Annotated in this window: 25 protein-coding genes, 1 pseudogene and 1 riboswitch; of the genes and pseudogenes, 11 read left to right on the forward strand and 15 right to left on the reverse strand. The window is 70.8% G+C overall.

Features of this window, described 5'->3' with window-relative positions:
• Positions 1–37 precede the first annotated feature (37 nt).
• From BLQ62_RS24245 to BLQ62_RS21050, 5 genes and pseudogenes are all read right to left on the reverse strand, one after another.
• Positions 38–1,708: pseudogene (locus BLQ62_RS24245) on the reverse strand (MDR family MFS transporter); the annotation flags it as partial.
• On the reverse strand, positions 1,705–2,181 hold the full coding sequence (locus tag BLQ62_RS21035; RefSeq protein ID WP_068531302.1) for a MarR family winged helix-turn-helix transcriptional regulator: 477 nt from the start codon (positions 2,179–2,181) through the stop codon (positions 1,705–1,707). The gene BLQ62_RS21035 and the pseudogene BLQ62_RS24245, both read right to left, overlap by 4 nt.
• Before the next feature lie 99 nt (positions 2,182–2,280).
• Positions 2,281–2,763, reverse strand: a complete 483-nt coding sequence (locus BLQ62_RS21040) for a YbaK/EbsC family protein (protein ID WP_068531299.1) — start codon at positions 2,761–2,763, stop codon at positions 2,281–2,283.
• Positions 2,764–2,797: 34 nt separating this feature from the next.
• A complete protein-coding gene (locus BLQ62_RS21045) occupies positions 2,798–3,181 on the reverse strand; it encodes a hypothetical protein (RefSeq protein ID WP_068564182.1) in 384 nt (127 codons plus the stop codon).
• Between the two features lie 14 nt (positions 3,182–3,195).
• Positions 3,196–4,479 carry an aminotransferase class V-fold PLP-dependent enzyme gene (locus BLQ62_RS21050; protein ID WP_068564180.1) on the reverse strand — a complete coding sequence of 428 codons (1,284 nt, stop codon included), beginning with the start codon at positions 4,477–4,479 and terminating at the stop codon, positions 3,196–3,198.
• A 52-nt stretch (positions 4,480–4,531) separates the two neighbouring features.
• A riboswitch (SAM riboswitch) is annotated at positions 4,532–4,644 on the reverse strand.
• 84 nt (positions 4,645–4,728) lie between these two features.
• Between BLQ62_RS21050 and BLQ62_RS21055 the strand changes: the two genes are divergently transcribed.
• The gene (locus BLQ62_RS21055) at positions 4,729–5,514 is read left to right on the forward strand and encodes an HAD-IIA family hydrolase (protein WP_068531286.1); all 786 of its coding nucleotides are present in this window, start codon (positions 4,729–4,731) and stop codon (positions 5,512–5,514) included.
• A 53-nt stretch (positions 5,515–5,567) separates the two neighbouring features.
• Here BLQ62_RS21055 and BLQ62_RS21060 read toward each other — a convergent pair whose 3' ends face one another.
• Entirely contained in the window at positions 5,568–6,734 is a 1,167-nt protein-coding gene (locus BLQ62_RS21060) for an RtcB family protein (RefSeq protein WP_068564178.1), read from the reverse strand.
• A 288-nt stretch (positions 6,735–7,022) separates the two neighbouring features.
• On the opposite strand from BLQ62_RS21060, the gene BLQ62_RS21065 reads away from it, so the two are divergent.
• Positions 7,023–7,697, forward strand: a complete 675-nt coding sequence (locus BLQ62_RS21065; protein WP_068564176.1) for a copper homeostasis protein CutC — start codon at positions 7,023–7,025, stop codon at positions 7,695–7,697.
• A gap of 52 nt (positions 7,698–7,749) precedes the next feature.
• On the opposite strand, the gene BLQ62_RS21070 is transcribed toward BLQ62_RS21065, so the two are convergent.
• The 4 genes from BLQ62_RS21070 to BLQ62_RS21085 are packed head-to-tail and all read right to left on the reverse strand — an operon-like array spanning position 7,750 to position 10,386.
• A complete protein-coding gene (locus BLQ62_RS21070; protein WP_068564174.1) occupies positions 7,750–8,286 on the reverse strand; it encodes a GNAT family N-acetyltransferase in 537 nt (178 codons plus the stop codon).
• A gap of 7 nt (positions 8,287–8,293) precedes the next feature.
• Entirely contained in the window at positions 8,294–9,499 is a 1,206-nt protein-coding gene (locus tag BLQ62_RS21075) for an O-succinylhomoserine sulfhydrylase (RefSeq protein WP_068564172.1), read from the reverse strand.
• A 9-nt stretch (positions 9,500–9,508) separates the two neighbouring features.
• Entirely contained in the window at positions 9,509–9,922 is a 414-nt protein-coding gene (locus BLQ62_RS21080) for a rhodanese-like domain-containing protein (RefSeq protein WP_068531272.1), read from the reverse strand.
• Positions 9,919–10,386: an Rv0361 family membrane protein gene (locus tag BLQ62_RS21085; RefSeq protein WP_068564170.1), complete on the reverse strand. Its 468-nt coding sequence runs from the start codon at positions 10,384–10,386 to the stop codon at positions 9,919–9,921. Before BLQ62_RS21085 ends, BLQ62_RS21080 begins: the two co-directional genes overlap by 4 nt.
• Before the next feature lie 147 nt (positions 10,387–10,533).
• Between BLQ62_RS21085 and BLQ62_RS21090 the strand changes: the two genes are divergently transcribed.
• Entirely contained in the window at positions 10,534–11,922 is a 1,389-nt protein-coding gene (locus BLQ62_RS21090) for an FAD-dependent oxidoreductase (RefSeq protein ID WP_068531265.1), read from the forward strand.
• A 164-nt stretch (positions 11,923–12,086) separates the two neighbouring features.
• On the opposite strand, the gene BLQ62_RS21095 is transcribed toward BLQ62_RS21090, so the two are convergent.
• Positions 12,087–12,479: a hypothetical protein gene (locus BLQ62_RS21095; protein WP_139184268.1), complete on the reverse strand. Its 393-nt coding sequence runs from the start codon at positions 12,477–12,479 to the stop codon at positions 12,087–12,089.
• Between the two features lie 133 nt (positions 12,480–12,612).
• Here BLQ62_RS21095 and BLQ62_RS21100 point away from each other — a divergent pair, with 133 nt between their 5' ends.
• The 4 genes from BLQ62_RS21100 (at position 12,613) to BLQ62_RS21115 (ending at position 15,371) form a co-directional block, all read left to right on the forward strand.
• Positions 12,613–13,335, forward strand: a complete 723-nt coding sequence (locus BLQ62_RS21100; protein WP_068564167.1) for a siderophore-interacting protein — start codon at positions 12,613–12,615, stop codon at positions 13,333–13,335.
• 206 nt (positions 13,336–13,541) lie between these two features.
• Positions 13,542–14,312 carry a 23S ribosomal RNA methyltransferase Erm gene (erm, locus tag BLQ62_RS21105; RefSeq protein ID WP_068564165.1) on the forward strand — a complete coding sequence of 257 codons (771 nt, stop codon included), beginning with the start codon at positions 13,542–13,544 and terminating at the stop codon, positions 14,310–14,312.
• Between the two features lie 37 nt (positions 14,313–14,349).
• Positions 14,350–14,709 carry a PadR family transcriptional regulator gene (locus BLQ62_RS21110; protein ID WP_068564666.1) on the forward strand — a complete coding sequence of 120 codons (360 nt, stop codon included), beginning with the start codon at positions 14,350–14,352 and terminating at the stop codon, positions 14,707–14,709.
• Positions 14,706–15,371 carry a hypothetical protein gene (locus BLQ62_RS21115; protein ID WP_139184269.1) on the forward strand — a complete coding sequence of 222 codons (666 nt, stop codon included), beginning with the start codon at positions 14,706–14,708 and terminating at the stop codon, positions 15,369–15,371. Before BLQ62_RS21110 ends, BLQ62_RS21115 begins: the two co-directional genes overlap by 4 nt.
• Before the next feature lie 40 nt (positions 15,372–15,411).
• On the opposite strand, the gene purT is transcribed toward BLQ62_RS21115, so the two are convergent.
• Positions 15,412–17,265: a formate-dependent phosphoribosylglycinamide formyltransferase gene (gene purT / locus BLQ62_RS21120; protein WP_068564162.1), complete on the reverse strand. Its 1,854-nt coding sequence runs from the start codon at positions 17,263–17,265 to the stop codon at positions 15,412–15,414.
• Between the two features lie 129 nt (positions 17,266–17,394).
• Here purT and BLQ62_RS21125 point away from each other — a divergent pair, with 129 nt between their 5' ends.
• The 3 genes from BLQ62_RS21125 to BLQ62_RS21135 all read left to right on the forward strand — a co-directional run bounded on the left by BLQ62_RS21125 (position 17,395) and on the right by BLQ62_RS21135 (position 20,416).
• Positions 17,395–18,783, forward strand: coding sequence for a sugar porter family MFS transporter (locus tag BLQ62_RS21125; protein WP_068531237.1), 1,389 nt, complete (start codon positions 17,395–17,397; stop codon positions 18,781–18,783).
• Between the two features lies 1 nt (position 18,784).
• Positions 18,785–19,735: a PfkB family carbohydrate kinase gene (locus BLQ62_RS21130; RefSeq protein WP_068564160.1), complete on the forward strand. Its 951-nt coding sequence runs from the start codon at positions 18,785–18,787 to the stop codon at positions 19,733–19,735.
• A 234-nt stretch (positions 19,736–19,969) separates the two neighbouring features.
• Positions 19,970–20,416: a hypothetical protein gene (locus BLQ62_RS21135; protein WP_068531231.1), complete on the forward strand. Its 447-nt coding sequence runs from the start codon at positions 19,970–19,972 to the stop codon at positions 20,414–20,416.
• A 19-nt stretch (positions 20,417–20,435) separates the two neighbouring features.
• Here BLQ62_RS21135 and BLQ62_RS21140 read toward each other — a convergent pair whose 3' ends face one another.
• A complete protein-coding gene (locus tag BLQ62_RS21140) occupies positions 20,436–21,722 on the reverse strand; it encodes an adenylosuccinate synthase (protein ID WP_068564159.1) in 1,287 nt (428 codons plus the stop codon).
• Between the two features lie 85 nt (positions 21,723–21,807).
• Here BLQ62_RS21140 and BLQ62_RS21145 point away from each other — a divergent pair, with 85 nt between their 5' ends.
• Positions 21,808–22,443, forward strand: a complete 636-nt coding sequence (locus tag BLQ62_RS21145; RefSeq protein WP_068564157.1) for a hypothetical protein — start codon at positions 21,808–21,810, stop codon at positions 22,441–22,443.
• On the opposite strand, the gene BLQ62_RS21150 is transcribed toward BLQ62_RS21145, so the two are convergent.
• Together BLQ62_RS21150 and BLQ62_RS21155 are read right to left on the reverse strand one after the other, a co-directional pair.
• The gene (locus tag BLQ62_RS21150; RefSeq protein ID WP_231857531.1) at positions 22,436–23,599 is read right to left on the reverse strand and encodes an FUSC family protein; all 1,164 of its coding nucleotides are present in this window, start codon (positions 23,597–23,599) and stop codon (positions 22,436–22,438) included. The genes BLQ62_RS21145 and BLQ62_RS21150 overlap by 8 nt on opposite strands.
• 34 nt (positions 23,600–23,633) lie before the next feature.
• On the reverse strand, positions 23,634–24,053 hold the full coding sequence (locus BLQ62_RS21155; protein ID WP_068564156.1) for a DUF3151 domain-containing protein: 420 nt from the start codon (positions 24,051–24,053) through the stop codon (positions 23,634–23,636).
• Between the last annotated feature and the right edge of the window lie 84 nt (positions 24,054–24,137).

The following is a 24,137-nucleotide window of genomic DNA, read 5'->3' on the forward strand; positions in this document are numbered from 1 at the left end:
TGATCTCAGCGGCCTCGATCGTCGCAGGTGATGCGGGGTCGGCGCCATCCGGGGCCGTCGCCTCGATGCCCGCCGCGGTGCGCAGGGGCACGGACTTCCAGAACAGCACCAGGACCAGGCCGATCGCGGCCAGCACGGTGACGGCGAGGAAGACGACGTCCATCGAGTCCGCGAAACCCGCCTTGAGCGGGTGGACGAGGGTGTCGGGGAGCGTCTGCAGAGCGGAGGTGTCCGACATGACGTCGCTGACGGCGCTCGCATCGCCGTGCAGGAGCTTGGCCGCGAAGTCCTGCGCGGCGGGGCCGTCGTGGCCCGCGGCGGCGCGCTGCAGCGCAGCGGTGTACTCCGGATCCGCCGCGGCGTCGGAGAGCCGGGTGCTCATCTTGTTCGGCATCTGGGAGAACAGCACCGAGAGGAACACCGCGACGCCCAGCGTGCCGCCGATCTGCCGGAAGAACGTGGCGGCGGCGGTGGAGACGCCCATGTCGCGCGGCGGCAGGATGTTCTGCAGCGCGAGGGTCAGCGGCTGCATGAGGTTGCCGAGGCCGAAGCCGATCACGGCGGCGCCGGCCATGACCCAGCCGATCTCGACGTCGGCGCTGATGTAGTGCAGGGCGAACATGCCGGCGGTGAGCAGCACCGCGCCGATGATCGGGAACACGCGGTAGCGGCCGGTCCGGGAGATCATCTGGCCCGCGAGGATCGAGCCGAGCATGAGCCCGGCCACCATCGGCAGCATGAGGAAGCCGGCCTTCGTCGGGCTCGCGTCCCGCACCACCTGGAAGTACTGCGGGAGCAGGGAGATGCCGCCGAACATGGCCGCGCCCACGACCATCGAGATGAGCACGCCCTGCGCGAAGATCCGGTTGCGGAAGATGCGCAGCGGGATGATCGCGTCCTCGCCCATCATCTTCTCGATGGCGATGAAGGCGAGCACGCCGAGTCCGCCGACGACGTAGCAGGCGATGGCACGGCTCGAGCCCCAACCCCACTCCTGCCCCTGCTCGGCGACGATGAGCAGCGGCACGAGGCCGACGGAGAGGGCGATGGCGCCGAACCAGTCGATGCGCACACCCTCGCGGCGGGTGTGCGGCAGGCGCAGCACGCGGAAGACGACGGCGAGGGCGACGATGCCGATCGGCACGTTCACCAGGAACACCCAGCGCCAGCCGGCGATGCCGAGGATCTGATCCGCACCGGAGAAGACGCCGCCGAGCACGGGGCCCAGCACCGAGCTGGTGCCGAAGACGGCGAGGAAGTAGCCCTGGTACTTGGCGCGCTCGCGGGGCGGCACGATGTCGCCGATGATGGTCAGCGCCAGCGACATCAGGCCGCCCGCGCCCAGGCCCTGGACCGCGCGGAACGCGGCGAGTTCGTACATCGACGTCGAGGTGCTGCACAGCAGGGAGCCGATCACGAAGACGGTGATGGCGAACATGAAGAAGGGCTTGCGCCCGTAGATGTCGGAGAGCTTGCCGTAGAGCGGGGTGACGATCGTCGACGTGATCAGGTACGCGGTGGTGACCCAGGCCTGCAGCTTGTAGCCGTTGAGGTCGTCGGCGATGGTGCGGATGGCGGTGGAGACGATGGTCTGGTCCAGGGCGGCCAGGAACATGCCGGTCATCAGGCCGGAGAGGATGTAGAGGATCTGCTTGTGCGTCAGCCCCGAGGCCGAGGTCTCGACCGGGTCCAATGACGCCGCGGTCATTCGCCGTCCCGCATCAGCTTGAGCGCCTGCTCGAACTGCTGCAGCGCCCGGGTGCCGAGGACCACGAACTGGTCGATCTCCTCGTCGGTCCACTCCTCCATCAGCGGCCGCAGCTTCGCGTTGCGCTGCTGCCGGATGAAGTCGACCTTCGCCCGGCCCTCGTCGGTGGCGGACACCAGCGCCGCGCGCCGGTCGGACGGGTCGGCGGTGCGCTCCGCGTAGCCGAGGCCGGTGAGCGTGCTGACGTACCGGCTCGCCGTCGACGGGTCGGTGTGGATCTGCTCGGCGAGCACGGACGAGCGCATCGGACCGTCCTTGACCAGGGCGAAGAGTGCGGTGTACGCGGCGAGCTCCACGCCGTCCGGAGCGACCGCGTGCCGGGTCATCACCGCGTGGCGCTCCTTGAGCCGGGTCAGCTCGGCGATCACGCCGACGATCCCCTCGATCCGGTCGGCCCGTTCCTCGTCCGTCATCACGCCTCCGCAGGTCCGCACGCCGCGCGGTGTTCGGGCATGCAAAACTACGTGCACCCTACAACTATTAGCGTTGCGAGTCGACTCGGGCGAACCGGCCTATGCCGCCGATGTCATGACGATTCTGGCACCCGTCAGCGCCACCAGCGCCTCGAAGTCGGTACGGAAGAGCGTGTCGTGTGTCCCGGCGGCGGCGTACAGATCCGGGTACGCGCGCAGCGACTCGTCGATGACGATCACCAGGGGCGCGGGGTGGCCGACGGGCGAGACGCCGCCGATCACCTGGCCGGTCGCGGCCACGACGTCGTCCGGCGTCGCCCGGGTGATCGCGCCGTACCCGAGTCGCTCCGCGAGGCCGGCGGTGTCCACCCGGTGCCGGCCGCTCGAGAGCACGAGCAGCGGCGCACCGTCGGCCAGGAAGACCAGGCTGTTGGCGATCGCCCCCACCTCGCAGCCGAGCGCCGCGGCCGCGTCGGCGGCCGTCCGGGCACCGTCGGGGACGTGCCGGATGGTGTCGGGGTGCCCTGCCGCCGCGAGCGCGGCGCGAACGGCCTCGGTGCGGGAGGAGAACTGCGCGGTCACGCGACCAGTATGCCCGGCCGCGCGAGCGCGCGGGCTAGGCCGCGAGCAGGGTCGCGATGAGGTCCTTGGTGCGGGCCCCGCCCACGGGGCGCAGCACGATCGCGTCCGCCACCTCGGCGGCGTAGACGTCCTCGATGAGCGACTTCAGGCCCGACGGGGTGCCCACGTACGTGATGCCCTGCGCCACCGCCCCGTTCGGGGCGTAGCTCGCGCGGGCGTCGGCGGCGCGCTCGTCGATCACCACGTCGACCTCGAGGGCCACGGCCCCCGGCTCCCGCCCGGCGCGCTCGGCCTCGGCGCGCAGGTAGCCCCGCTCGCGCTGCGCGAGACGGAGATCGGCGGCGCGCACCCGGGTCAGGTGCGCGGACTCGGGCTCACCGTCGACGGTGACCACGAGGGCGGGGCGGGAGACGGTCATGGTTCCTCCGGTTGTCACTTCGCTCGTGCGGACAGGTCTTCCAGGGCGCGCACCAGGCGGCGCACGTCGTTCTCGCCGGTGCCGAGGCCGATGCTGGCGCGGACGGCACCGTCGTAGCAGCCCAATCGGTGAACGACGGGATGGGCGCAGAACTTCCCGTCGCGCACGCCGATCCCGTACTCCGACGAGAGGAACTCGGCGACCTCGCGGGGCGCGCGGCCGGCGACGGTGAAGGCGACGATGCCCACCCGTTCCGTGGAGTCGGCCCAGATGGTGAGGGTGCGGACACCGTCGATGCGCTCCAGCGAGCGGAGCAGCAGGTCGGTGAGGAAGCGCTCGTGCCGGGCGATCGCGTCCTCGCCGAGGCGCTCGACGGCCTCGCACGCGGCGGCGATCGCGACCGCGCCCAGCACGTTCGGCGAGCCGGCCTCGTGCCGCGCGGGGCCGGTGTGCCAGGCCACCTCGACGGACTTCGCGACGGGCGTACCGATCACCTCGTAGCTGGCGCCGCCGCCGCAGCGCACGGGCTCGGCCTCGTCGAACCAGTCGGCGCGGCCGACCAGCACGCCGGAGCCGAAGGGCGCGTAGAGCTTGTGCCCGGAGAAGGCGAGGTAGTCGACGCCGCTCTCGCGCAGGGAGATCCGACGGTGCGGGACCAGCTGCGCCCCGTCGACGGCCAGGCGCGCGCCGTGCCGGTGCGCGAGGGCGGCCAGCCGGCGGATCGGCAGGATCTCGCCGGTCACGTTGGAGGCGCCGGTGACGCTGACCAGGGCGGCGGGCCGCTCGCTCAGTTCCTTCTCCAGCGCCGTCAGGGTGCCCTCGATCGACAGCGGCGCGGAGATCACCCGCGCGCCGATCTTCTTCCACGGCAGCAGGTTCGCGTGGTGCTCGCAGTCGAGGACCACGACCTCGCCGGGCACGCAGCCCGCGAGCAGGTTGATCGAGTCGGTGGTGTTGCCGGTGAAGATGACGTGGTCGTCGGCGCGGGCGCCCACGAACTCGGCGACGATCTCGCGGGCCCGCTCGTAGCGGGAGGTGGAGCGCTGCGAGAGGTGGCCGGCGCCGCGGTGCACGCTCGCGTACTCGCCCAGGGCCGCCTGCACCACCTCCTGCACCTCGAGCAGGGCCGGGGCGCTCGCCGCGTAGTCGAAGTTGGCGTAGCGGACTGTCGCGCCGTCCTTGAGTGGGGCGTATTCGTCGGCACCGGTGACGGCAGCCAGGGGGCCGATCGCGAGCGGGGCGCTGCGGACGGTGGGGGTGAGGCAGACGGCGGTGCGCTCGGTGGTGGCAGTGCTCATGAGAAAAGTCCTTCGGTATCAGGACGCGCGGCACCGATCGAGCAGTGCCGCGAATCCGCGCTTGCCGTGCACGGTTCGGCACGGCCAGGTCGTCACCCGGAGCACCCCACCGCGGAGGAGGGTTGCCGACCAGCGAGCCGGGGCTTGTCACTGGCACTCATGACCTGGCTCGAGAATGCACGCTCGCGCCGGTCGGCGTCAAGGTTCGAATCACGGCGACGCGAAACCCGCGCGAGTAGATTCGCGGGCATGAGCGAATGGACGTACCTGATGGACATGGACGGCGTCCTGGTGCACGAGGAGCACCTGATCCCCGGCGCCGACGCCTTCATCGCCGAGCTCACGGCGGCGGGGACGCCGTACATGGTGCTCACCAACAACTCGACCCGCACGCCCCGCGACCTGCGCGCGCGCCTGGTCGCGACGGGCCTCGACATCCCCGAATCACGGATCTGGACCTCGGCGCTGGCGACCGCGAAATTCCTGCAGGACCAGCGGCCGAACGGCACGGCGTACGTGGTCGGCGAGTCCGGCCTGACCACCGCTCTGCACGACGTGGGCTACGTGCTGACCGACAACGATCCGGACTACGTGGTGCTCGGCGAGACCCGCACCTACTCGTTCGAGGCGATCACCACCGCGATCCGGCTGATCGACCGCGGGTCGCGCTTCATCGCCACGAACCCGGATGCGACGGGCCCGTCGCGCGACGGGCTGTTGCCCGCGACCGGCGCCGTGGCCGCCCTGATCCGCGAGGCCACGGGCCGCTCGCCGTACTACGTGGGCAAGCCGAACTCGCTGATGATGCGGTCCGCGCTGCGCGCCCTGGGGGCGCACTCCGCGGACACGCTCATGATCGGCGACCGGATGGACACCGACATCGTGTGCGGCCTGGAGGCCGGTCTCCGCACGATCCTGGTGCTGACCGGCATCTCCACGCACGAGTCCGTGACCGCGTTCCCGTACCGCCCCACCCGCACGATCGATTCCGTCGCCGACCTCGTCGGTCACACGGAAGACCCGTTCCCAGGCTGAGCCACGGTACGGGCTCGCAGGGTGCGGCTTGATGTGCCGCACCCTGCGAATACCTACTGCCCCTTGACGTTGACGATCTGCCGCAGGACGGCACGCACCGTCACCAGGTCGTCGGCATCGGCCATGACTCGGTCGATCGGCTTGTAGGCCTGCGGGATCTCGTCGATGAAGTCGGGACTGTCGCGGAACTCGATGCCCGCCATGGCCTCCTGCAGCTGCTCGTGTGTGAAGGCCTTCCGCGCCGCGGACCGGGAGTACTCCCTGCCCGCGCCGTGCGGCGAGCTGTTGAGCGACGGGGCGAACCCCTTGCCCTCGACGATGTACGAGGCGGTTCCCATCGAGCCCGGGATCAGGCCGAGCTTGCCCTCGGTCGCCTCGATGGCACCCTTCCTCGACACCCACACCTCCTTGCCGAAGTGCTTCTCGCGCTGGGTGAAGTTGTGGTGGCAGTTGATCCGCTCGGCCTCGGCGACGGGCGTTCCCACCCACTCGCCGAGCTGCCTGATCACCCGGTCCATCATCTCCTCACGGTTGAGCAGCGCGAAGTGCTGCGCCCACTTCAGCTCGGCGATGTACCGACGGAACTCGGGCGTGCCCTCCACGAGGTAGGCCAGGTCCGGATCCGGCAGTTCGATCCACCACTGCTTGCACAGGCGGGTCGCAACGGCGATGTGGTGCTGGGCGATCTTGTTGCCCACGCCACGGGAGCCGGAGTGCAGGAAGGCCCAGACGGTGTCGTCCTCGTCGAGACTGATCTCGATGAAGTGGTTACCGCCGCCGAGGGTGCCGAGCTGCAGCTTCCAGTTCCCGGCGTACTTCGCCGGGTCGAACTCCGCCCGCTCGGCGAGCGCCTCCAGCTCCGCGATCCTCGGCTCCGCCGTCGCCACGACCTTCTTGTTGTAGCGGCCGGGCGAGAGCGGGATCGCCCGCTCGATGGCCTCGCGGACCGTCGAACGATCTTCCGGCAGATCATCCTTCGTGAACTGTGTACGCACCGCGATCATGCCGCAGCCGATGTCGACGCCGACGGCCGCGGGGATGACGGCGCCGAGGCTCGGGATGACCGAGCCGACGGTCGCCCCCTTGCCGAGGTGCGCGTCTGGCATCAACGCGATGTGCGGGTAGATGAACGGCATTCTCGCCGTGGTGATCGCCTGCTCGCGGGTCTTGTCGTCCACGATGGACGCCCACGAGACCAGGGTCTTGCTGATCTTCTCCATGTCTTTCTCGTCTCGGTGTGATGGTCACCGGTCCGAGCAGCCATGCGTGTGACGCATGGGCACCGGGCCGGCGGTGGAGCGACGGCCCGGGTTGCCGCAGGTTATGCGGGCATGCCGAACCGACGGCAGTGGTACTGCCGCAGCGATTCGGGAAGCTTGCGCATATCCATGTCGGGCAGCGTATTCGACGGAGCGGGCACGGTACAGAGATTTCCGCGCCATCCGACGCATGTACTTCCCTTCTCGCTCCGACGCCGCGCGCCGACTCCCGCACCTTAAAGTGGGCCGATGACACTACTGGAAGTCATCGCACTGGACGCACGGGATGCGGTCGCGGCGCAGGAGGGTGGGGCGGATCGGGTCGAGTTGGTCGCCGACATGGCGGCCGACGGACTGAGCCCCTCTGCTGCCAGCGTCGCTGAAGTCCGCTCGGCCGTGGACATCCCGGTCCGCGTGATGCTCCGGCTCACCGACGGTTTCGCCGCCGGGAGCCTCGACGCGCTGATCCGGCGCACGGCCGACCTGCGCGCCGCGGGAGCGGAGGAGTTCGTGCTCGGCTTCCTCACGCCCGCCGGGGCGGTCGACCTACCGGCGGTCGCGCGCATCGTGGACACGATCGGCGGCTCCCCGTGGACGTTCCATCGCGCGATCGATCACTGCGCGGACAGGGCCACGTTGCGCGCGGCCGTCACAGACCTTCCCGGACTGGACACGATCCTCACGGCGGGCGCGGCAACCGGGGTCGACGACGGCATCGCGACCCTGATCGCCGAGAAGCGAGGACCGCACCGCAACCTCGTGGGTGGCGGGCTGCGTCTCGATCACCTCCCACGGCTGCTGGCGGCAGGGCTGGACGCCTTCCACATCGGCAGCGCGGCGCGGCCGCGCGGCTGGGACGCAGCTGTGTCGGCCGAGGAAGTGCGCCGCTGGCGACGGGCGATCGATGTTCGGCCATCCGTCTGAACGATCGTGACGACGAATGACCGAACATTCCGGCTGCGATGCAGCCGGGTCCTCAGCCCAACGCGGCAGCGAGTTGCGCGGCGGTCAGCGGGCGGTCCGCGTACACCAGCCGGACCGCCGCCGGGTCAGGATTGCCGGCATCCGGTCCGCGATGGACCCGCGTCAGGCCGACTTTGGCCGCCACACGCGCTGATGCGGCGTTGTGCTCCACCAGGTACGCGACGATCGGCGTGCCTTGATCTCGTTCCCACACGGCATCCATCCCCCGGCGCGCCACCGCCGTCGCGATGCCGCGCCCGTGGACTTCCGCCGCCAGGCGATAGCCCAGGTTCCAGAAGGCCCGGCCGCTCGGACCGCCGCGCAGATCACACCCGCCGTACCCGATCACGGCACCGTTGTCACGGACGATCCACGGCCCCAATCCGTCTCGGTCCCACGCCGCGATCCACCGAGAGAGCAGATCCTGTGTCTGCCCGACGTCTGCGTGCCTGAGGCTCGGATAGTGCGTCCACACCCGCGGATCTTCGAGGATCGCATGCAGGGACCGCACGTCGCCGGTCGTCGGCCGGGCAAGGTCGAGATCCGGCACGCGTGCCTCAGCCGAGGGCGCGGTCGAGATCGGCGATGAGGTCGTCGACGTTCTCCAGCCCCACGGATAGGCGCAGCATCGAATCGGTGAGCCCGATCTTCGCGCGACCCTCCGGCCCCGTCGCCCGATGAGTCGTGGTGGCGGGGTGCGTGATCAGCGACTTGGCGTCGCCGAAGTTGTTGGAGATGTCGATGACCTGCAACCGGTTGAGGAACTGGAAGGCGCGCTCCTTGCCCGCCGCGGAATCCGAATCGGCCAGCTCCAACGTGATCACGGTGCCGCCCGCCTTCATCTGCGACTTCGCCAGCTCGTGCTGCGGGTGCGAGGGCAGGAAGGGGAAGAGCACCTTCGACACCCGCGGATCGGCGTCGAGGAACTCGGCGACCTTCTGCGCGTTGGCGCTCACCCGCTCGGCCCGCAGGTCGAGAGTCTCGAGCGCCTTGAGCAGCACCCAGGCGTTGAACGGCGCCATGGCCGGGCCGGTGTGCCGCATCAGCTGCTTCACGGGACCGTCGATGTAGTCCTCGCGGCCGAGGATCGCGCCGCCCATGACGCGCCCCTGCCCGTCCATCGTCTTGGTGGAGGAGTGCACGATCACGTCGGCACCCATGCCGAACGAATCCTGGTAGCCCACAGGCGTGAAGCCCGCGTCGAGGACCACCTGGGCACCGGCCGCGTGGGCGAGCGCCGACACAGCCCGCACGTCGACCAGGCCCTGCATCGGGTTCGCGGGGGTCTCGAAGAAGACGGCCTGCGTCGGCTCACTCAGAGCCGACTCCCACTGCGCGAGGTCCTCGCCGTCGACGAAGACGGTCTCGATGCCCCAGCGCGGCAGGATCTCGTTGCACACCACGTAGCAGGAGCCGAACAGCGAGCGGGCGGCGACGAGCCGGTCGCCGGCCTTGAGCAGCGCCCCGAGCGCGGTGAACACGGCCGACATGCCGGAGGCCGTGGCGAAGCAGGCTTCGGCGCCCTCCAGGAGGCGCAGGCGCTCCTGGAACATGGCCACCGTCGGGTTGCCGTAGCGCGAGTAGACGAACCGGTCGATGTCACCGTTGAAGGCGGCCTCGGCGGCTTCGGCGCTCTCGTAGGTGTAGCCCGAGTTCAGGAACAGCGCCTCGGAGGTCTCCTCGTAGTTCGTGCGCAGGACTCCACCGCGCACGGCGTACGTCTCGGGCTGCAGACCGTCGGGCAGGGGGCTGAACTCCGTCATGGCTCCAGCCTAGAACTGCCGCCAGGGCAGGCCGTCGGCGCGCCAGCCCGCGACGCCCCGATGTCCGAGTGCGTCGACGGGGCCCTCGAAGCCGTCGAGCACGTTGTAGGCGCGCTCCACGCCGGCCGCCGTCGCCGCCTCCGCGGCGCCGATCGAGCGATGCCCGGAGCGGCAGAGGAAGACGACGGGCGCGTCGTCGGTGACGCCCTTGGCGCGGAGCTCGTCGACGAACGACGGGTTGAGCGCACCGTCGGGGTAGCGCTGCCACTGCACGAGCACCGGATGGCGACCGACCTGCGAGAGCTCGGGGATGCCGACGTAGTTCCACTCGGCCTCGGTGCGGCAGTCCACCAGAACGGCGGACGGGTCCTGCTCCAGCAGCTCCCAGGCCTCGCGGGGCGTCAGGTCTCCGGCGTAACTCATGAGCACTTCTTCCACTTGCCGTCCTCACGGACGAACTTCGCCTGCTCGGTGCGCTCCTGCGCCTTCTCGTACTGCACGGTGAGCTCGGCCGATGCCGTGTCGCCGTTCACGGTGAGGTTCTTCACGCCCTTCTCGTCGAGCTTCGCCTCGCCCTCCTGCTCGACGACGGCCTTGCGAGCCTCGGCGAAGCCGGCCTCCTTCGGGAAGTCGGCGGCGGCGCGATCCTTGGCGCAGGTGTTGGCGACGAGGTCGGCGTAGCGCCCCTTGTTCAGGGCGCCGTAGTACTGGCCGATGGTGACCTGCACCTGGGCGGAATCGCTGAGCCGCTCGTCGGACGGGCGGATGGCGTTCCAGGTGAGGACGCCGCCGATCAGCAGGACGGCGACCACGAGCGCGATGAGGAACGGGGTGGCCGTGGTGCGGCGCTCGGGCGGCGGTCCGGCGGGGGTCTTGCCAGCGCTCATAAGAAGTCTCTACCCTCTGCTACTAGAACACGTTCCAGTTCCTGGGGCGGGGTGGAATCCGCCACCCGCACTAGGAACAGTTGATAAGTCCGCACTAACCTGGTGGGGAACTTCAACCGCGTATGCAGACAAGGTAGCCGACTTCACATGACCGAACAGAACCGCCCGTTGCGCGTCGCGATCGTGGGCGCGGGCCCCGCAGGCATCTATGCGGCCGACGCCCTCATGAAGTCCGACGAGGCGAAGGACCCCGGCGTCAGCATCGATCTCTTCGAGAAGATGCCCGCCCCGTTCGGCCTGATCCGGTACGGCGTCGCGCCTGATCACCCGCGGATCAAGGGCATCATCACCGCGCTGCACAAGGTGCTCGACAAGCCGCAGGTCCGCCTGCTCGGCAACCTCGATTTCGGCAAGGACTTCACCCTCGAGGACGTGCGCCGCCACTACGACGCGGTGATCTTCTCCACCGGCGCCGTCGCGGACCGCAACCTGGAGATCCCCGGCATCGACCTGGACGGCAGCTACGGCGCCGCCGAGTTCGTGGCCTGGTATGACGGGCACCCGGACTTCTCCCGCGAGTGGCCGCTGACCGAGGAGAAGGTCGCCGTCCTGGGCGTCGGCAACGTCGGCCTCGACGTGGCACGCGTGCTGGCCAAGACCGCCGACGAGCTGCTCCCGACGGAGATCCCGCCGAACGTCTACGAGGGCCTCAAGCTCAACAAGGCCAAGGAGGTGCACGTCTTCGGCCGCCGCGGTCCCGCGCAGGTCAAGTTCACCCCGCTCGAGCTCAAGGAGCTCGACCACTCGCAGACCATCGAGGTCGTGGTGAGCCCCGAGGACATCGAGTACGACGAGGGCTCGGCCAAGGCCCGCCGCGAGTCGAAGATCACCGACCAGGTCGCCACGATCCTCGAGAACTACGCGATCCGCGAGCCCAACAACCGCCCGCACAAGCTGTTCATCCACCTCTTCGAGTCGCCGGTGGAGATCCTGGGCGAGAACGGCAAGGTCACGGGCCTGCGCACCGAGCGCACCGAGCTCGACGGCACCGGCAACGTGCGCGGCACGGGCAAGTTCACCGACTGGGAGATCGGCGCCGTCTACCGCGCCGTCGGCTACCTCTCCAACGACCTGCCGGAGATCCCCTTCGACGACCAGGCCGGCGTCATCCCGAACGAGGCCGGCCGCGTCATCGACGCAGGTCAGCACATCCAGGGTGTGTACACCACGGGCTGGATCAAGCGCGGCCCCGTCGGCCTCATCGGCCACACCAAGGGCGACGCCAACGAGACCATCGCGTGCCTGCTCGAGGACTTCCACGCGGGCAAGCTCAACGCCCCGTCGGACCCGTCCACCGAGGGCGTCACGAACTGGCTCGACGAGCACGAGACCCCGTACACCACCTGGGACGGCTGGTACCGCCTCGACGAGCACGAGCGCAGCCTGGGCGAGGCCGAGGGCCGCGAGCGCGTGAAGGTCGTCGAGCGCGGCGACATGCTCGCCGCCTCGGAGCCGGGCAAGGTCCAGCAGGACTAGTCCCGAGCCCTAGTACGACGGTGCCGCCGTCCCGATTTTTCGGGGCGGCGGCACTTTTCGCTCACGATGATTCCAATTGCGGTCCGAACGTCGGGTTCTACGAAGCCGCGCGGCCAACTCTTGCCGCGAACGCAAGCAGAACCCGAAATTCGGGACGCGCCGGTTCACTCCCAGGTGAAGCCGCGGGCGCCGTGACGGCACGTCAGCATTCCGCCGACCCCGACTCGCGTCGCACCGACGGTGGTGCACCGTTCGCCCGCGCGACGATCTGCGGAGGAGTCGGCCTCCACCTCCTGCCACCGCCCGGCGACGCACTCCAGATCGCGGCTCCGTGCACTCTCCCCGAACGAGCAGGACTTCCCCGCGCGCGGCGGCGAGGTGTCGACGCGCCACTCGCCGAACCTGCACTCGTGGCCGGGCTTGGTCTCGAACATCCGGCACTCGCGTTCCGTCGGATCCGCCACCGCTGCACCGACTCCCGTGAGGCCCGGCACCGACAGGGCCACGACGACCGCGGCGAACATTCCGCGCGAGGCACTCTTCGTCCGATTCTGCATGCGCAACATCCTAGGTATCCGAGCGCACCGACATGGGATTGTCGGCCGATCGCGTCCGCCGTCGACGCGGACGAGTCGGTGGCGCACACCACGTATGTAGGCGGCCGCAACTATTTAGGGTAGCCTCAGCTGCATGGGTAGAGGAGTGACCGGCCTGATCCTCAAGGCGATGCGGGCGGACGACTACGTGTTCACGGTGCTCGGGACGGAGGCCGTCAACGAGCACTACCACCGCATCCGGTTCGACGGTGGCGACTTCCTGCAGGAGAACCCGTGGTTCCCGACCATGTGGGTGCGACTGTGGGTGCCCAAGAGCGGCACCGCCACCACCGACGAGGACGAGGGCACGCTCGTGCAGCGCGGTTACACCATCGTCGCGCCGGAGGGCTCGGAGTTCAGCATCGAGTTCGCCATGCACGACGGTCCCGCACCGCGCTGGGCGCTCGACGCCGCGCCGGGCGACCGGATCGCCGCGGCCATGATGGGCGCAGACCTGACGGTCCCGGAGGATCCGGCACCGTCGGAGTACGTGCTCGTGGGGGACGCCGCCTCGATCCCCGCCATCAACAGCATCCTCGGCACCGCCGCCGCGCCGTGCCGGGTGTTCCTCGAGTACCAGCACGACGCGGAGCGGGAGCTGCCCGTGCAGTCCGAGACCGTCACCTGGGTGCCGCGCGAGGGCCGGGGCTCGACGCTCGTCTCCACTGTGATCGACGCCGGGATCGCCTCGGAGGCATTTCTTTTCGTCGCCGCCGAGACCAAGGCGACGCGCGAGATCACCAAGGCCGCCAAGCGCGACTTCGGCCTGACGAAGGACCGGATCAAGTCGCAGGCCTACTGGCTCCAGCGCGGATAACTCCGTGGCGCCCGGCCGCGGGACGGCCTAGGGTGCATCCCATGAGTTCTTCGGCAGCAGCCGCAGCAGCGGCGGCAGTAGTGGATCGCGGCCGCATCTAGCGGCGGCGAAGCCTCCCACGCCTTCTCGGCTTCACCGCCCCAGCATCCTTCCGCTGGGCGGCGACCCATGCTGCCCGGGTGATCCCGACCCGGAGAACTCCCTTCATGCCCACTCACCGTGGCGGCCGTCATGAGCACGGCCAGAACTTCCTCACCGACCGCACCGCGATCGACGCGGTGGTCGACCTCACCCGCCGGACCGGCGGGCCGATCGTCGAGATCGGCCCCGGCGCAGGCGCATTGACCGAGCCGCTGCTCCGCCTCGGCAGGCCGCTCACCGCCGTCGAGATCGACGGCGAGCACGTCCGGCGCCTGCGCCGTCGCCTTCCCGCGGCGACGGTGGTGCACGACGACTTCCTACGGCACCGTCTGCCCGCCGGACCGCATGCGGTGGTGGGGAATCTGCCGTTCCACCTCACTACGGCGGTGCTGCGCAGGCTGCTGCACGCACCGCACTGGACCGACGCCATCCTCATCGTGCAGTGGGAGGTCGCGCGGCGACGGGCCGGAATCGGCGGCTCCACGATGATGACCGCGCAGTGGTCGTCCTGGTACGAGTTCGGGCTCGCCCGTCGAATCCCCGCCTCCGCCTTCGCACCTCGCCCGTCCGTCGACGCGGGACTGCTCACGATCAGGCGTCGGAGCGAACCCCTCGTACCGCTCGCGCGCCGGCGCGAGTACGCCGGATTCGTGCACGCGGTCTTCACCGGCCGCGGCCGCGGCATTCCCGAGATCCTCGCCGGGATCGCGCCGCGACACCGTCGGGCGGAAGCGCGCCGGTGGGCCGTCGGGCGCGCCACCGCACTCCCCCGCGACCTGCGCACCGCGGACTGGGTGGACGCCTTCGCGCGGTTCGGTCCACCATCGGAACGGTAGGTTGCTCAACAAGCTAGCCGGAGCTAGCATGCTCAGCATGGGAGATGTCGAACGGCGCAGCCTCGTCCTTCGCGGCGTGCTCGATCTGTGCATGCTCTCGCTCCTCCGCGAGAGACCGGTCTACGGATACGAGCTCACCCAGCGGCTCGCCGAACAGAACCTGCAGGTCTCCGGCGGCTCGACCTACCCGCTTCTCGCGCGGCTGGAGAAGGCGGGCCTCGTCACCACCGAGGTCCGCCCCTCGCCCTCGGGGCCGCCGCGCAAGTACTACTCCCTGAGCCCGGCAGGAGCCGAAACCCTCGCGCAGGGGACCGCCGACTGGCTCGACGTCGCAGCGAGCGTCACCGCATTACTGCAGTCCAGCGCCCCCATTCCCTCGGAAACGGAGTTCGCATGACCACGACGATGGCACCGACGCCCGAGCATCGCGCGATACACCGCACGGCGGAGCGGACATGGCGGCGCGCAGGCGTGCTCCGTCGCGATCGAAAGCAGTTGCACGAGGAGCTGTCGGTCGAACTGACGGGCGCTCAAGCCGACGGCGTCGAACCGAGCGCGATCCTCGGAGACGATTCGCGTCGCACTCTCCGCAGCTGGGCACACGCGCGCGAGATGTCCGGCCGCGCACTTCGACTCGCCCTGGTCGTCCCAGCCGCCATCCTCGGCATCCTCACGGGAACATCCCTCGTCCTCGCCACGCTCCACGGCGCCTTCCGGGGCTGGTCCGACACGCTGGATCCGGGCCGACCGGCTTTCGCTCTCGCCTTCTACGCCTCCGGCGCCCTACTCGGCTACCTGTGCGCGCTGGTCAGCGTCGGCGCCGCCCTGCACGGCTTCGAAGATCCGCACGCCACGTCGACGATGCGCCGCCTCGCGCTACTCCTGCCCGCTGGTGCGGCACTGTGCGCGATCGGTGGTGTCGCCGTGGCCTCGGTACGCGGATTCACCACGACCACGCCGACCTTCCTCGCCGTCGCGGGCATCGTCGTCGCCGGACTCGTCGCGACGGTCGCGCTCGCCCGATACCTCGCCGTCCGGCCCGAGATCGCCTCCACCTGATCAACCGGGCACACGCGCACGACGACGCACGTGGCGACTCCTACTCGGGTCGCTGGGGAGGCAGGTTGATCGAGGTGGCGGGGTTGTGGTCGTACTCCTCCGTCTCCGGCGCGGCCGGCGGCTTCGGACGGGTCGCGTGCTCGCCGGTGGCCGGCCGCGGGGCGGGCTGGATCGGGCGGGGCGGCGCGGGCCGGCGCGCGGCGACGGGGTGCATGCTCGTCGGCGGGATGGGCTCGCCCGGGGCCTGCTGGGGCGGGCTCGACGGGGGCGGCGAGACCCGGGAGGCCTGCTGCGGCGGCACGACCGGCGAGGCCGCGGTCGGGGGCGCGGGCGGCACCGGCGGCTGCTGGCCGGGAGCGGGTTGCGCGGGCCGCGGCGGCGGTCCCTGCGGGGCGGGCTGCGCGGGCGGTCCCTGGGGCGCCTGGCCCGCCGGCCCCTGTTGCGGCGCGGGCTGGGCCGCACCGGACGGACCGGAGCCGGACGGAACGGAGCCGGACGGACCGGAGCCGGGCTGGCCGGGAGCGGGCTGAGGCGGGCCGGGCTGCGCCGGGCGCTGCACCGGCATGGCGCGGGTGGACAGGTCCTCGGGCTGCTGCGGCCGCTGGATCGGCACCGCGGTGGTCTCGGGCGCGCCCTGCTGGAGGGGGTCGGCGCTGTCGACGACGACCACCCGGGCCGCCGCCTCCGCGGCGTTGGCCCGCGCCACCTCGACGGTGTCGGCGGTCGCGACCGCCACGCCGAGCCGTCGCTTGGCGTAGCCCTCGGGCTTGCCGAACAGGCGCAGGTCGCTCTCGGGCACGTCGAGCGCGCGGCCCACGCTGTCGAACGCGACGGAGCTGCTGTCCTTGCTGCCGTAGATCACCGCGGACGCCGCGGGCGACATCAGCGAGGTGTCCACGGGCAGGCCGAGGATCGCGCGGGCGTGCAGCTCGAACTCGGAGAGCCGCTGCGAGCCCAGCGTCACCAGGCCGGTGTCGTGCGGGCGCGGGGAGACCTCGGAGAAGTAGACGTCATCGCCCTTGACGAACAGCTCCACCCCGAAGACGCCGCGGCCGCCGGTGCCGCCGTCGCCGAGGGCGGTGGTGATGCGGCCCGCGACCGACGTCGCGGCGTCGTAGGCGGCCTGGCTCATCGCCTGCGGCTGCCAGGACTCGACGTAGTCACCGTCGGACTGCCGGTGCCCGATGGGCTCGCAGAAGCGGGTGACGACCTTGCCGCGCTCGGCGTCGTAGACGCGCACGGTGAGCAGCGTGATCTCGTAGTCGAAGTCGACGAACCCCTCGACGATGACCCGCTCGTTGCGGACGCGGGCGCCCTCCACGGCGTACTCCCAGGCACCGTCGAGCTCCTCGATCGAGCGCACCACCGATTGGCCCTTGCCCGAACTCGACATGACCGGCTTGATCACGCACGGGAAGCCGACCTCGCGGGCCGCGGCGCGCACCTCGTCGAGCGAGGAGGCGAAACCGTACGGCGAGCAGGGCAGGCCCAGCTCCTCGGCGGCGAGCTTGCGGATGCCCTCGCGGTTCATCGTCAGGGAGACGGCGCGCGCGGTGGGGATGACCTCGGCGAGGCCCTCCTCGTCGATCGCGACCAGGGCGTCGGTGGCGAGCGCCTCGATCTCGGGGACGACGAAGTCGGGCTTCTCCTCCTCGATGACGCGACGGACCTCGGCGGCGTCGGTCATGTCGATGACGTGGCTACGGTGCGCGACCTGCATCGCGGGCGCGTTCGCGTACCGGTCGACGGCGATCGTCTCGACGCCGAGGCGCTGGAAGGCGATCACCACCTCCTTGCCCAGCTCGCCCGAACCCAGCATCAGCGCCTTCGTGGCACCGGGGGTGAGCGCCGTGCCGATCCGGGGGTTGCCGCCGGTCTCGCTGAGGTTCGTCATGGCACCATTCTGGCAAACGCCGCGCCGCGCGGTGCGGCTGCCGACCCGACGATGCCCGATCGGTCGCCGTTGCTCTGCGTTTCGTTCGTTATCGCACGGACCCATCGGGGCGGTGCCTATGTTCGGTGCATGAAACCACTGGTGATCCGCAGCGCCGTGGTCGCGTCACTGGGCGGCCTCATCTTCGGCTTCGACACGGCCGTCATCTCCGGCGCGGAGAAACAGATCCAGGACCGGTTCGGGCTCGGCGACGCCGCGCTGGGGTTCGTCGTGACGACGGCGCTCATCGGCACCATCATCGGCGCGCTGGTCGCGGGGCGCCCCGCCGACCGGTTCGGCCGCAAGAAGGCGCTGACCGTCATCGGCGTGCTGTACGTGGTGGGCGCGCTGGGCTCCGCGTTCGCGCCGAACGTCGAGCTGCTCATGCTGTTCCGGTTCATCGGCGGCCTCGGAGTCGGCGCCTCCAGCGTGTGCGCGCCGATCTACACCGCGGAGATCTCCCCGCCGAAGCACCGCGGGCGGCTCGTCGGGCTGGTGCAGTTCAACATCGTGCTCGGCATCCTCGTCGCGTACGCCTCGAACGCGGTCATCCGCGCCGTCGACGACGGGCCGCACGCGTGGCGCTGGATGCTCGGCGTGATGGTGGTCCCGTCGGTGCTCTTCCTCGTCCTGCTCGCGACGGTGCCCGAGACGCCCCGGTGGCTGGCGGCGCACCGTCGGAGCGCAGAGGCGCGGGCGGTCTCCGAACGGCTGTGCGCGACGATCGAGGAGTCGAACGCCCAGATGGCGGAGATCGAGGAATCGCTCGCCGCCGAGTCCGAGGCGCAGGGCGTGAAGTTCTTCACCCGGCGGCACCGCAGGGTGATCATGCTGGCCGTCGCGATCGCCTTCTTCAACCAGCTCTCCGGGATCAACGCGATCCTCTACTACGCGCCGCGCGTGATCGAGGACGCCGGCGCCAGCACCAACGCCTCGTACCTGATGTCGATCGCGGTGGGCGTGATGAACCTGGTCGCGACGATGGCGGCGCTGACCGTGATCGATCGACTGGGGCGGCGTCGGCTGATGCTCGTCGGATCCGTCGGGTACCTGCTCTCGCTGGGCTTCCTCGCCGTGGTCATGTTCGTCTACGAGGGCCGCTTCGACGGGACGTCGTCGGTGCTGGTGCTGGTCGGGCTCATGGTCTTCATCGCATCGCACGCGTTCGGCCAGGGCGCGGTGATCTGGGTGTTCATCTCGGAGATCTTCCCCAACCGCATCCGCGGCCGCGGCCAGGCGCTGGGCAGCTTCACGCACTGGGTGTTCGCGGCGATCACCACCTTCGCCTTCCCACCCATCATCGGCGCGCTCGGCGGCGGCGTAGCCTTCTCCATATTCTTCGTGGCGATGCTCGGTCAGCTGATCTGGGTGATCCGGGTGATGCCGGAGACCAAGGGCATCCCGCTCGAGGAGATGGAATCCAGACTGGGACTCGCGGACGGCACCCGCTCCGAACTCCCGGAGCCGAAGGGACGTTGAGATGACCGACCGCACTCTGTGCCTGGGCGAGGCCCTCGTCGACGTCGTGCTTCGCGACGGTGCCGAGCCGAGTGAGCACGTGGGCGGGAGCCTGTTCAACGTCGCGTGCGGGCTGGCGGCGCTGGGCGATCCGACGTCGATCCTGTCCTGGTGGGGCCGCGACGTGCGGGGAGCGCGCATCGCCGAGACGGCGACGCGGGCCGGGGTCGAGGTGGTGCCCGGCACCGACGGCGCCGCGAACACGCCGCTCGCGTACGCGCACGTCGACGCGGACGGTCGCGCGAGCTACGAATTCGACCTCACCTGGGAGGTGCCGGCGGTCGACTCCCTGGAGCGCTACGGCCACCTGCACACCGGCAGCTTCGCCGCGACGCTCGCCCCGGGCGCCGACGGCGTGCGCGACGTGGCCGCCCGAATCCGCGAGCACGCCACCGTCTCCTACGACCCGAACATCCGGCCCGCCCTGATGGGGACGCCCGCGCAGGTACTGCCGCGGGTGACCGAGATGATCGCGATGGCCGACGTGGTCAAGGCCAGCGACGAGGACGTCGCATGGCTGTACCCCGGCGAGCCCGTCGAGGACGTGATGCGCCGGTGGATCGCTGCCGGGCCCGCGATGGTGGTGCTCACCCGCGGGCCGTGGGGCGCGTACGCGCTGCTCGCGGGGAACCGGGACATGCTGCACGTCGACCAGCTGACCGTCGAGGTGGGCGACACCGTCGGCGCCGGCGACTCCTTCATGGCCGGCCTCGTGTCCGGGCTGCTCGACGCCGGGTACCTCGGCTCGCGCTACGCCGCCCGACGGCTCCGGGCCGCGCAGTGGAGCGACGTGCAGCCCGCGCTGCACCGCGCCGTCATCACCTCCGCGCTGACCGTCGGCCGCGCCGGGGCCTACGCACCGTCGATGGACGAGGTCGCCGCCGTCCGCGCGCAGGACCCGACGCTGCGCTGACGAGGCCCGGTCGCGCGGTCGGATGCGCGAGGGCCGTGCGCGCCGTCGCGGCCGGCCATGCGTGCGACGCATGGGTGCTACGAACGAAAGGCCCGGCTGAGGCCCGTGGAACGAGCGGGCAGCCGGCCGGTCCGGGGGTGTTCGGCAGCGCGCTCCCAGCCGATCCGCAGGAAGTGCGCACATCGTCGGAGTCAGCGCGGTCACGGTGACCGCACCGACCGAAGCGAGAATCCGATGCCCGAGCCCACCGACCCGCAGCCCACCGACCCGCAACCGGCCGCCGCGCAGCCGCCCACCGCGCCGATCCCACCCGTCGTCGAGGCGGCACCGACCGGGCCGCCGCCCGCAGCTCCCGCGCCAGCCGCGGCTCCGTCGGGTGGACCGTCGCGGAAGCTGCTGATCGGGGCGATCGTCTTCGGGCTCATCGGCTTCAGCGGCGTGAGCTTCACCGCCGGCTACTGGGTCTCCGAGCTCGGCGACCACCGCGGCGGACACGCGATGGAGCGCACGGGCCCGGGCGGGCACGGCGCGCAGGCACGCCTCTTCGAGCTGCACCGCGAGGGCGGCCGTGCGGAGCGGATGCGTCCGCCGGGCCTGGACCCGTCGGAGCCGACGGCGGGGCGCACCACGGCGGACCCGAGCGGCACACCGTCGACCCCGACGCCGGCGCCGGCCCCCTAAGCGACCGGGCGGGCCCGGATCAGACGATGGCGCGGCGGACGATCGTCTCGTCGCGGCCGGGGCCGACGCCGATGCACGAGATGTGCGCGCCCGAGAGCTCCTCGAGCCGCAGCACGTAGTCCTGCGCGTTCTTCGGCAGGTCCTCGAAGGTGCGGCAGCCGGAGATGTCCTCCCACCAGCCGGGCATCGTCTCGAAGATCGGCTTCGCGTGATGGAAATCGGTCTGGTTGGGCGGCATCTCGTCGTACCGCACGCCGTCGATCTCGTAGGCCACGCAGATCGGCACGTTCTCGATGGAGCTGAGCACGTCCAGCTTGGTGAGGAAGTAGTCGGTGATGCCGTTCACGCGGGTCGCGTAGCGGGCGATCACGGCGTCGAACCAGCCGCAGCGGCGCGCGCGGCCGGTGGTCACGCCCACCTCGCCGCCGTGCTTGGCGAGGTACTCGCCCCACTCGTCGAAGAGCTCCGTCGGGAACGGGCCCGAGCCGACGCGGGTGGTGTACGCCTTGAGAATGCCCAGCACCGTCGTGATGCGGGTGGGGCCGATGCCCGCGCCCACCGATGCGCCGCCCGACGTGGGGTTCGACGAGGTGACGTACGGGTAGGTGCCGTGGTCGACGTCGAGCAGGGTGCCCTGCGAGCCCTCCAGCAGCACGGTCTCACCGCGCTCCAGCGCGAGGTTGAGCTCGAGCCGGGTGTCGGCGATGCGGTGCTTGAAGCTCTCCGCCAGCTCCAGCGTCTCGTCGACCACCTGGCGCGGGTCGAGCGCGCGGCGGTTGTAGATCTTGGTGAGCACCTGGTTCTTGAACTCCAGTGCCGCCTCGACCTTCTGAGTGAGGATCGACTCGTCCAGCACGTCCTGCGCACGCACGCCGACGCGGGCGATCTTGTCCTGGTAGCAGGGGCCGATGCCCCGGCCGGTGGTGCCGATCTTCTTGTTGCCGAGGAAGCGCTCGGTGACCTTGTCGATCGCCACGTGATACGGCATGAGCAGGTGCGCGTCGGCCGAGAGCAGCAGGTTCGACGTGTCGACGTCGCGCGCCTCGAGGCCGTCGAGCTCGGCGAGCAGGACCGACGGGTCCACCACGACGCCGTTGCCGATGACGTTCTTCACGCCCGGGGTCAGGATGCCCGACGGGATGAGGTGCAGTGCGAATTTGTCGCCGTTCGGGAGGACGACGGTGTGGCCGGCGTTGTTGCCGCCCTGGTAGCGCACCACCCACTGGAGCTTCTCCCCCAGCAGATCGGTGGCCTTTCCCTTACCTTCATCGCCCCACTGGGCGCCGATCAGCACGATCGCAGGCATGGACGATCTCCTTCCGGCCCGAAACTCACCTCGATGGATTCCCCTGGATAACGTCGAGCCGTGCCGCAACCTTACAGTAGGTGCGGTGAGCTCCGTGACCCAGAGCACCGTCGTAGTGCGCGCCCCCGACGTCCGTATCCCGGGCAGCCTCCGTGACCTCGAGACCGTGACCGTCGACCTCGACTCCGTGAAGTCGGAACTGAAGCAGAAGCTGACGTTCCCGAAGCGGATCGTGGTCGCGGGACCCGATCAGTTGCTGGCGGCGGTGATCGCCCGGCTCATGGCAACGGAGCGGCTCGACGTGGAGGTGGCCTACGCGCCCACCGAGAACTCGCACGCCGCGGCCATCTACCCGCCGGGCGATCCGCTCACCGGCACCCCGCGCGCGGTGCCCCTGATCCGCGACGACCGCGGCTTCGTCCTCGTCGGCAAGGCGAAGGTGACCGGCCCCGACGGCGGGCCGCTCACCGGCGAGACCTTCGTCGACTCGGAGAAGCTCTTCACCGGGCAGGCGAAGGCCGTCATCGTCGAACCGACCGGCGAGGGGGCCGGGGTCCGCGCCCGCCTCGCGAAGGGCATGCGCCGACGGTGGCTGTCCGGTCGCGCCGCGCAGACCGGCGGGCTCGAACTCGTCGTGACCCGCGACGGCCGCACCGACCCGACCGTGGTGACCCGCGCGACGTTCTACCGCAACACCGACGACTGGCTGCTGATCAGCTGAGCCCTTCGGCCTTCGGCGCCGGATCGGCCGTCGGTTCCGCGGCCGGCTCCGCCGGCAGCGGACGCCGGGGGTGGGGCACGTCGTGCATCTGCGCGACGGCCGAGGTGCGCGAGAGACCCGCGACCTGCAGGAGGTCGACGATCGTCGAGCGCAGCTGCCCGTAGATCATCACCTCGTTGAGCGACTCGCCCTCGGAGATCTGATCGTGCAGCGGCAGCGCGTTGACCCGCCGCGCGGCCGAGCGCAGCACCCGCGCGGCCTCGGCCTGATCGGGCTGCGTCCCCGGCTCGGCGAGCACCACGTCGCGCATGATCTTGAAGACGTCGGCGAGCTTGCCCACCTCCCGCACCAGCGCCGGATCGATCCGTTCGCCGTCCTGGTTCGAGGCGAGCGCGCGCCGGGCCAGCACGCGCACGTTGCGCACCGCGTTGTCGAGCGGGTCCGCGATCGCCTGCAGCCGGTCCATGCGCCCGCGCGCGCTCCAGAACAGCGGGGAGACCCGCGCGATCTCCACGCCGCCGGCGAGGTCACTGGCGAGCTGATCGAGGTCCGGCTGGGTGGCGCGCGCCGTCTCCAGGGCCCATTCGAGCGAGGAGATGTCGCGGTCGGTCAGCCCCGCCGCGACCGACGCGACGACGCGGCGCATGGTGTCGAGCACCTTCGCGGCGTCCTTGCGGGGCCGGCGGGCGGGGTTGTTCGGGATGAGAGCGGCGACCACCACACCGACGAGGCCGCCGATGAGCGCGTCGAGCATGCGGGTCCAGCCGCCCGTCGAACCGGGCGGGATCAGCGTCGCCACCAGCACCGCCGACGAGGCCGCCTGCATCGGCACGAGCGGGCCGCGGTCGGCGAGCACGGCGACGGCCATGGCGATCGCCACCACGAGGGCCAGCTGCCACGGGCCGGTGCCGATCACCGAGATCAGCAGATCGCCCACGCCGATCCCGACGGTGACGCCGCCGACCAGCTCGAGCGAGCGGCGCAGCCGCTGCTGCAGGGACAGGCCGAGCGAGATGATCGCGGCGATCGGGGCGAAGAACGGCGAGACGTGGCCGATCACGTCGTTCGCGATGTACCAGGCGACCCCGGCGGCGACGGCGCACTGCAGGATCGGCAGTTTGGTGTTCCAGAGCCGCTTGGTGCGGCTCTGGATCACCTGCGGCAGCGCATTGTGCCGCCGGACGATGCGGCTACGCGCCGAGTCCGAGAGCGCCGGCGGCTTCGGGGTCACAGTCGTTCAACAGGTCCAGGCAGCGGAGGTACTCGTCCTCTTCGCCGATCGACTTCGCGGCGCGCGCGAGGGCGGCCACGGCCCGCAGGAATCCGCGGTTGTTCTCGTGGCTGTAGGGCACCGGGCCGAATCCGCGCCAGCCCTGGCGGCGCAGCTGGTCCAGGCCGCGGTGGTAGCCGGTGCGGGCGTAGGCGTAGGCGGTGACCGCCTGATCGGCCTCGAGCGCGGACTCCGCCAGGACGGCCCACGCCAGCGACGAGGTGGGGGTGTCCGCGGCGACCTCGGCCGCCGGGCGGCCCTGGTTCAGTTGCAGTTCCGGCTCTTCGTCGATGTCGAGCAGGACCGGGGGCGGGCTGAGGAGATCTCCGAAGGACGTCATCGGTCCAGTGTCCCACGCAGTGCGGGGCGAAGGAGGAAGGACGTGCGCGGCCGGACAACGCGCCGGTCCCCGCGGGTGCGCGCC

It is taken from the genome of Tsukamurella pulmonis (assembly GCF_900103175.1).
Classification (GTDB): domain Bacteria; phylum Actinomycetota; class Actinomycetes; order Mycobacteriales; family Mycobacteriaceae; genus Tsukamurella; species Tsukamurella pulmonis.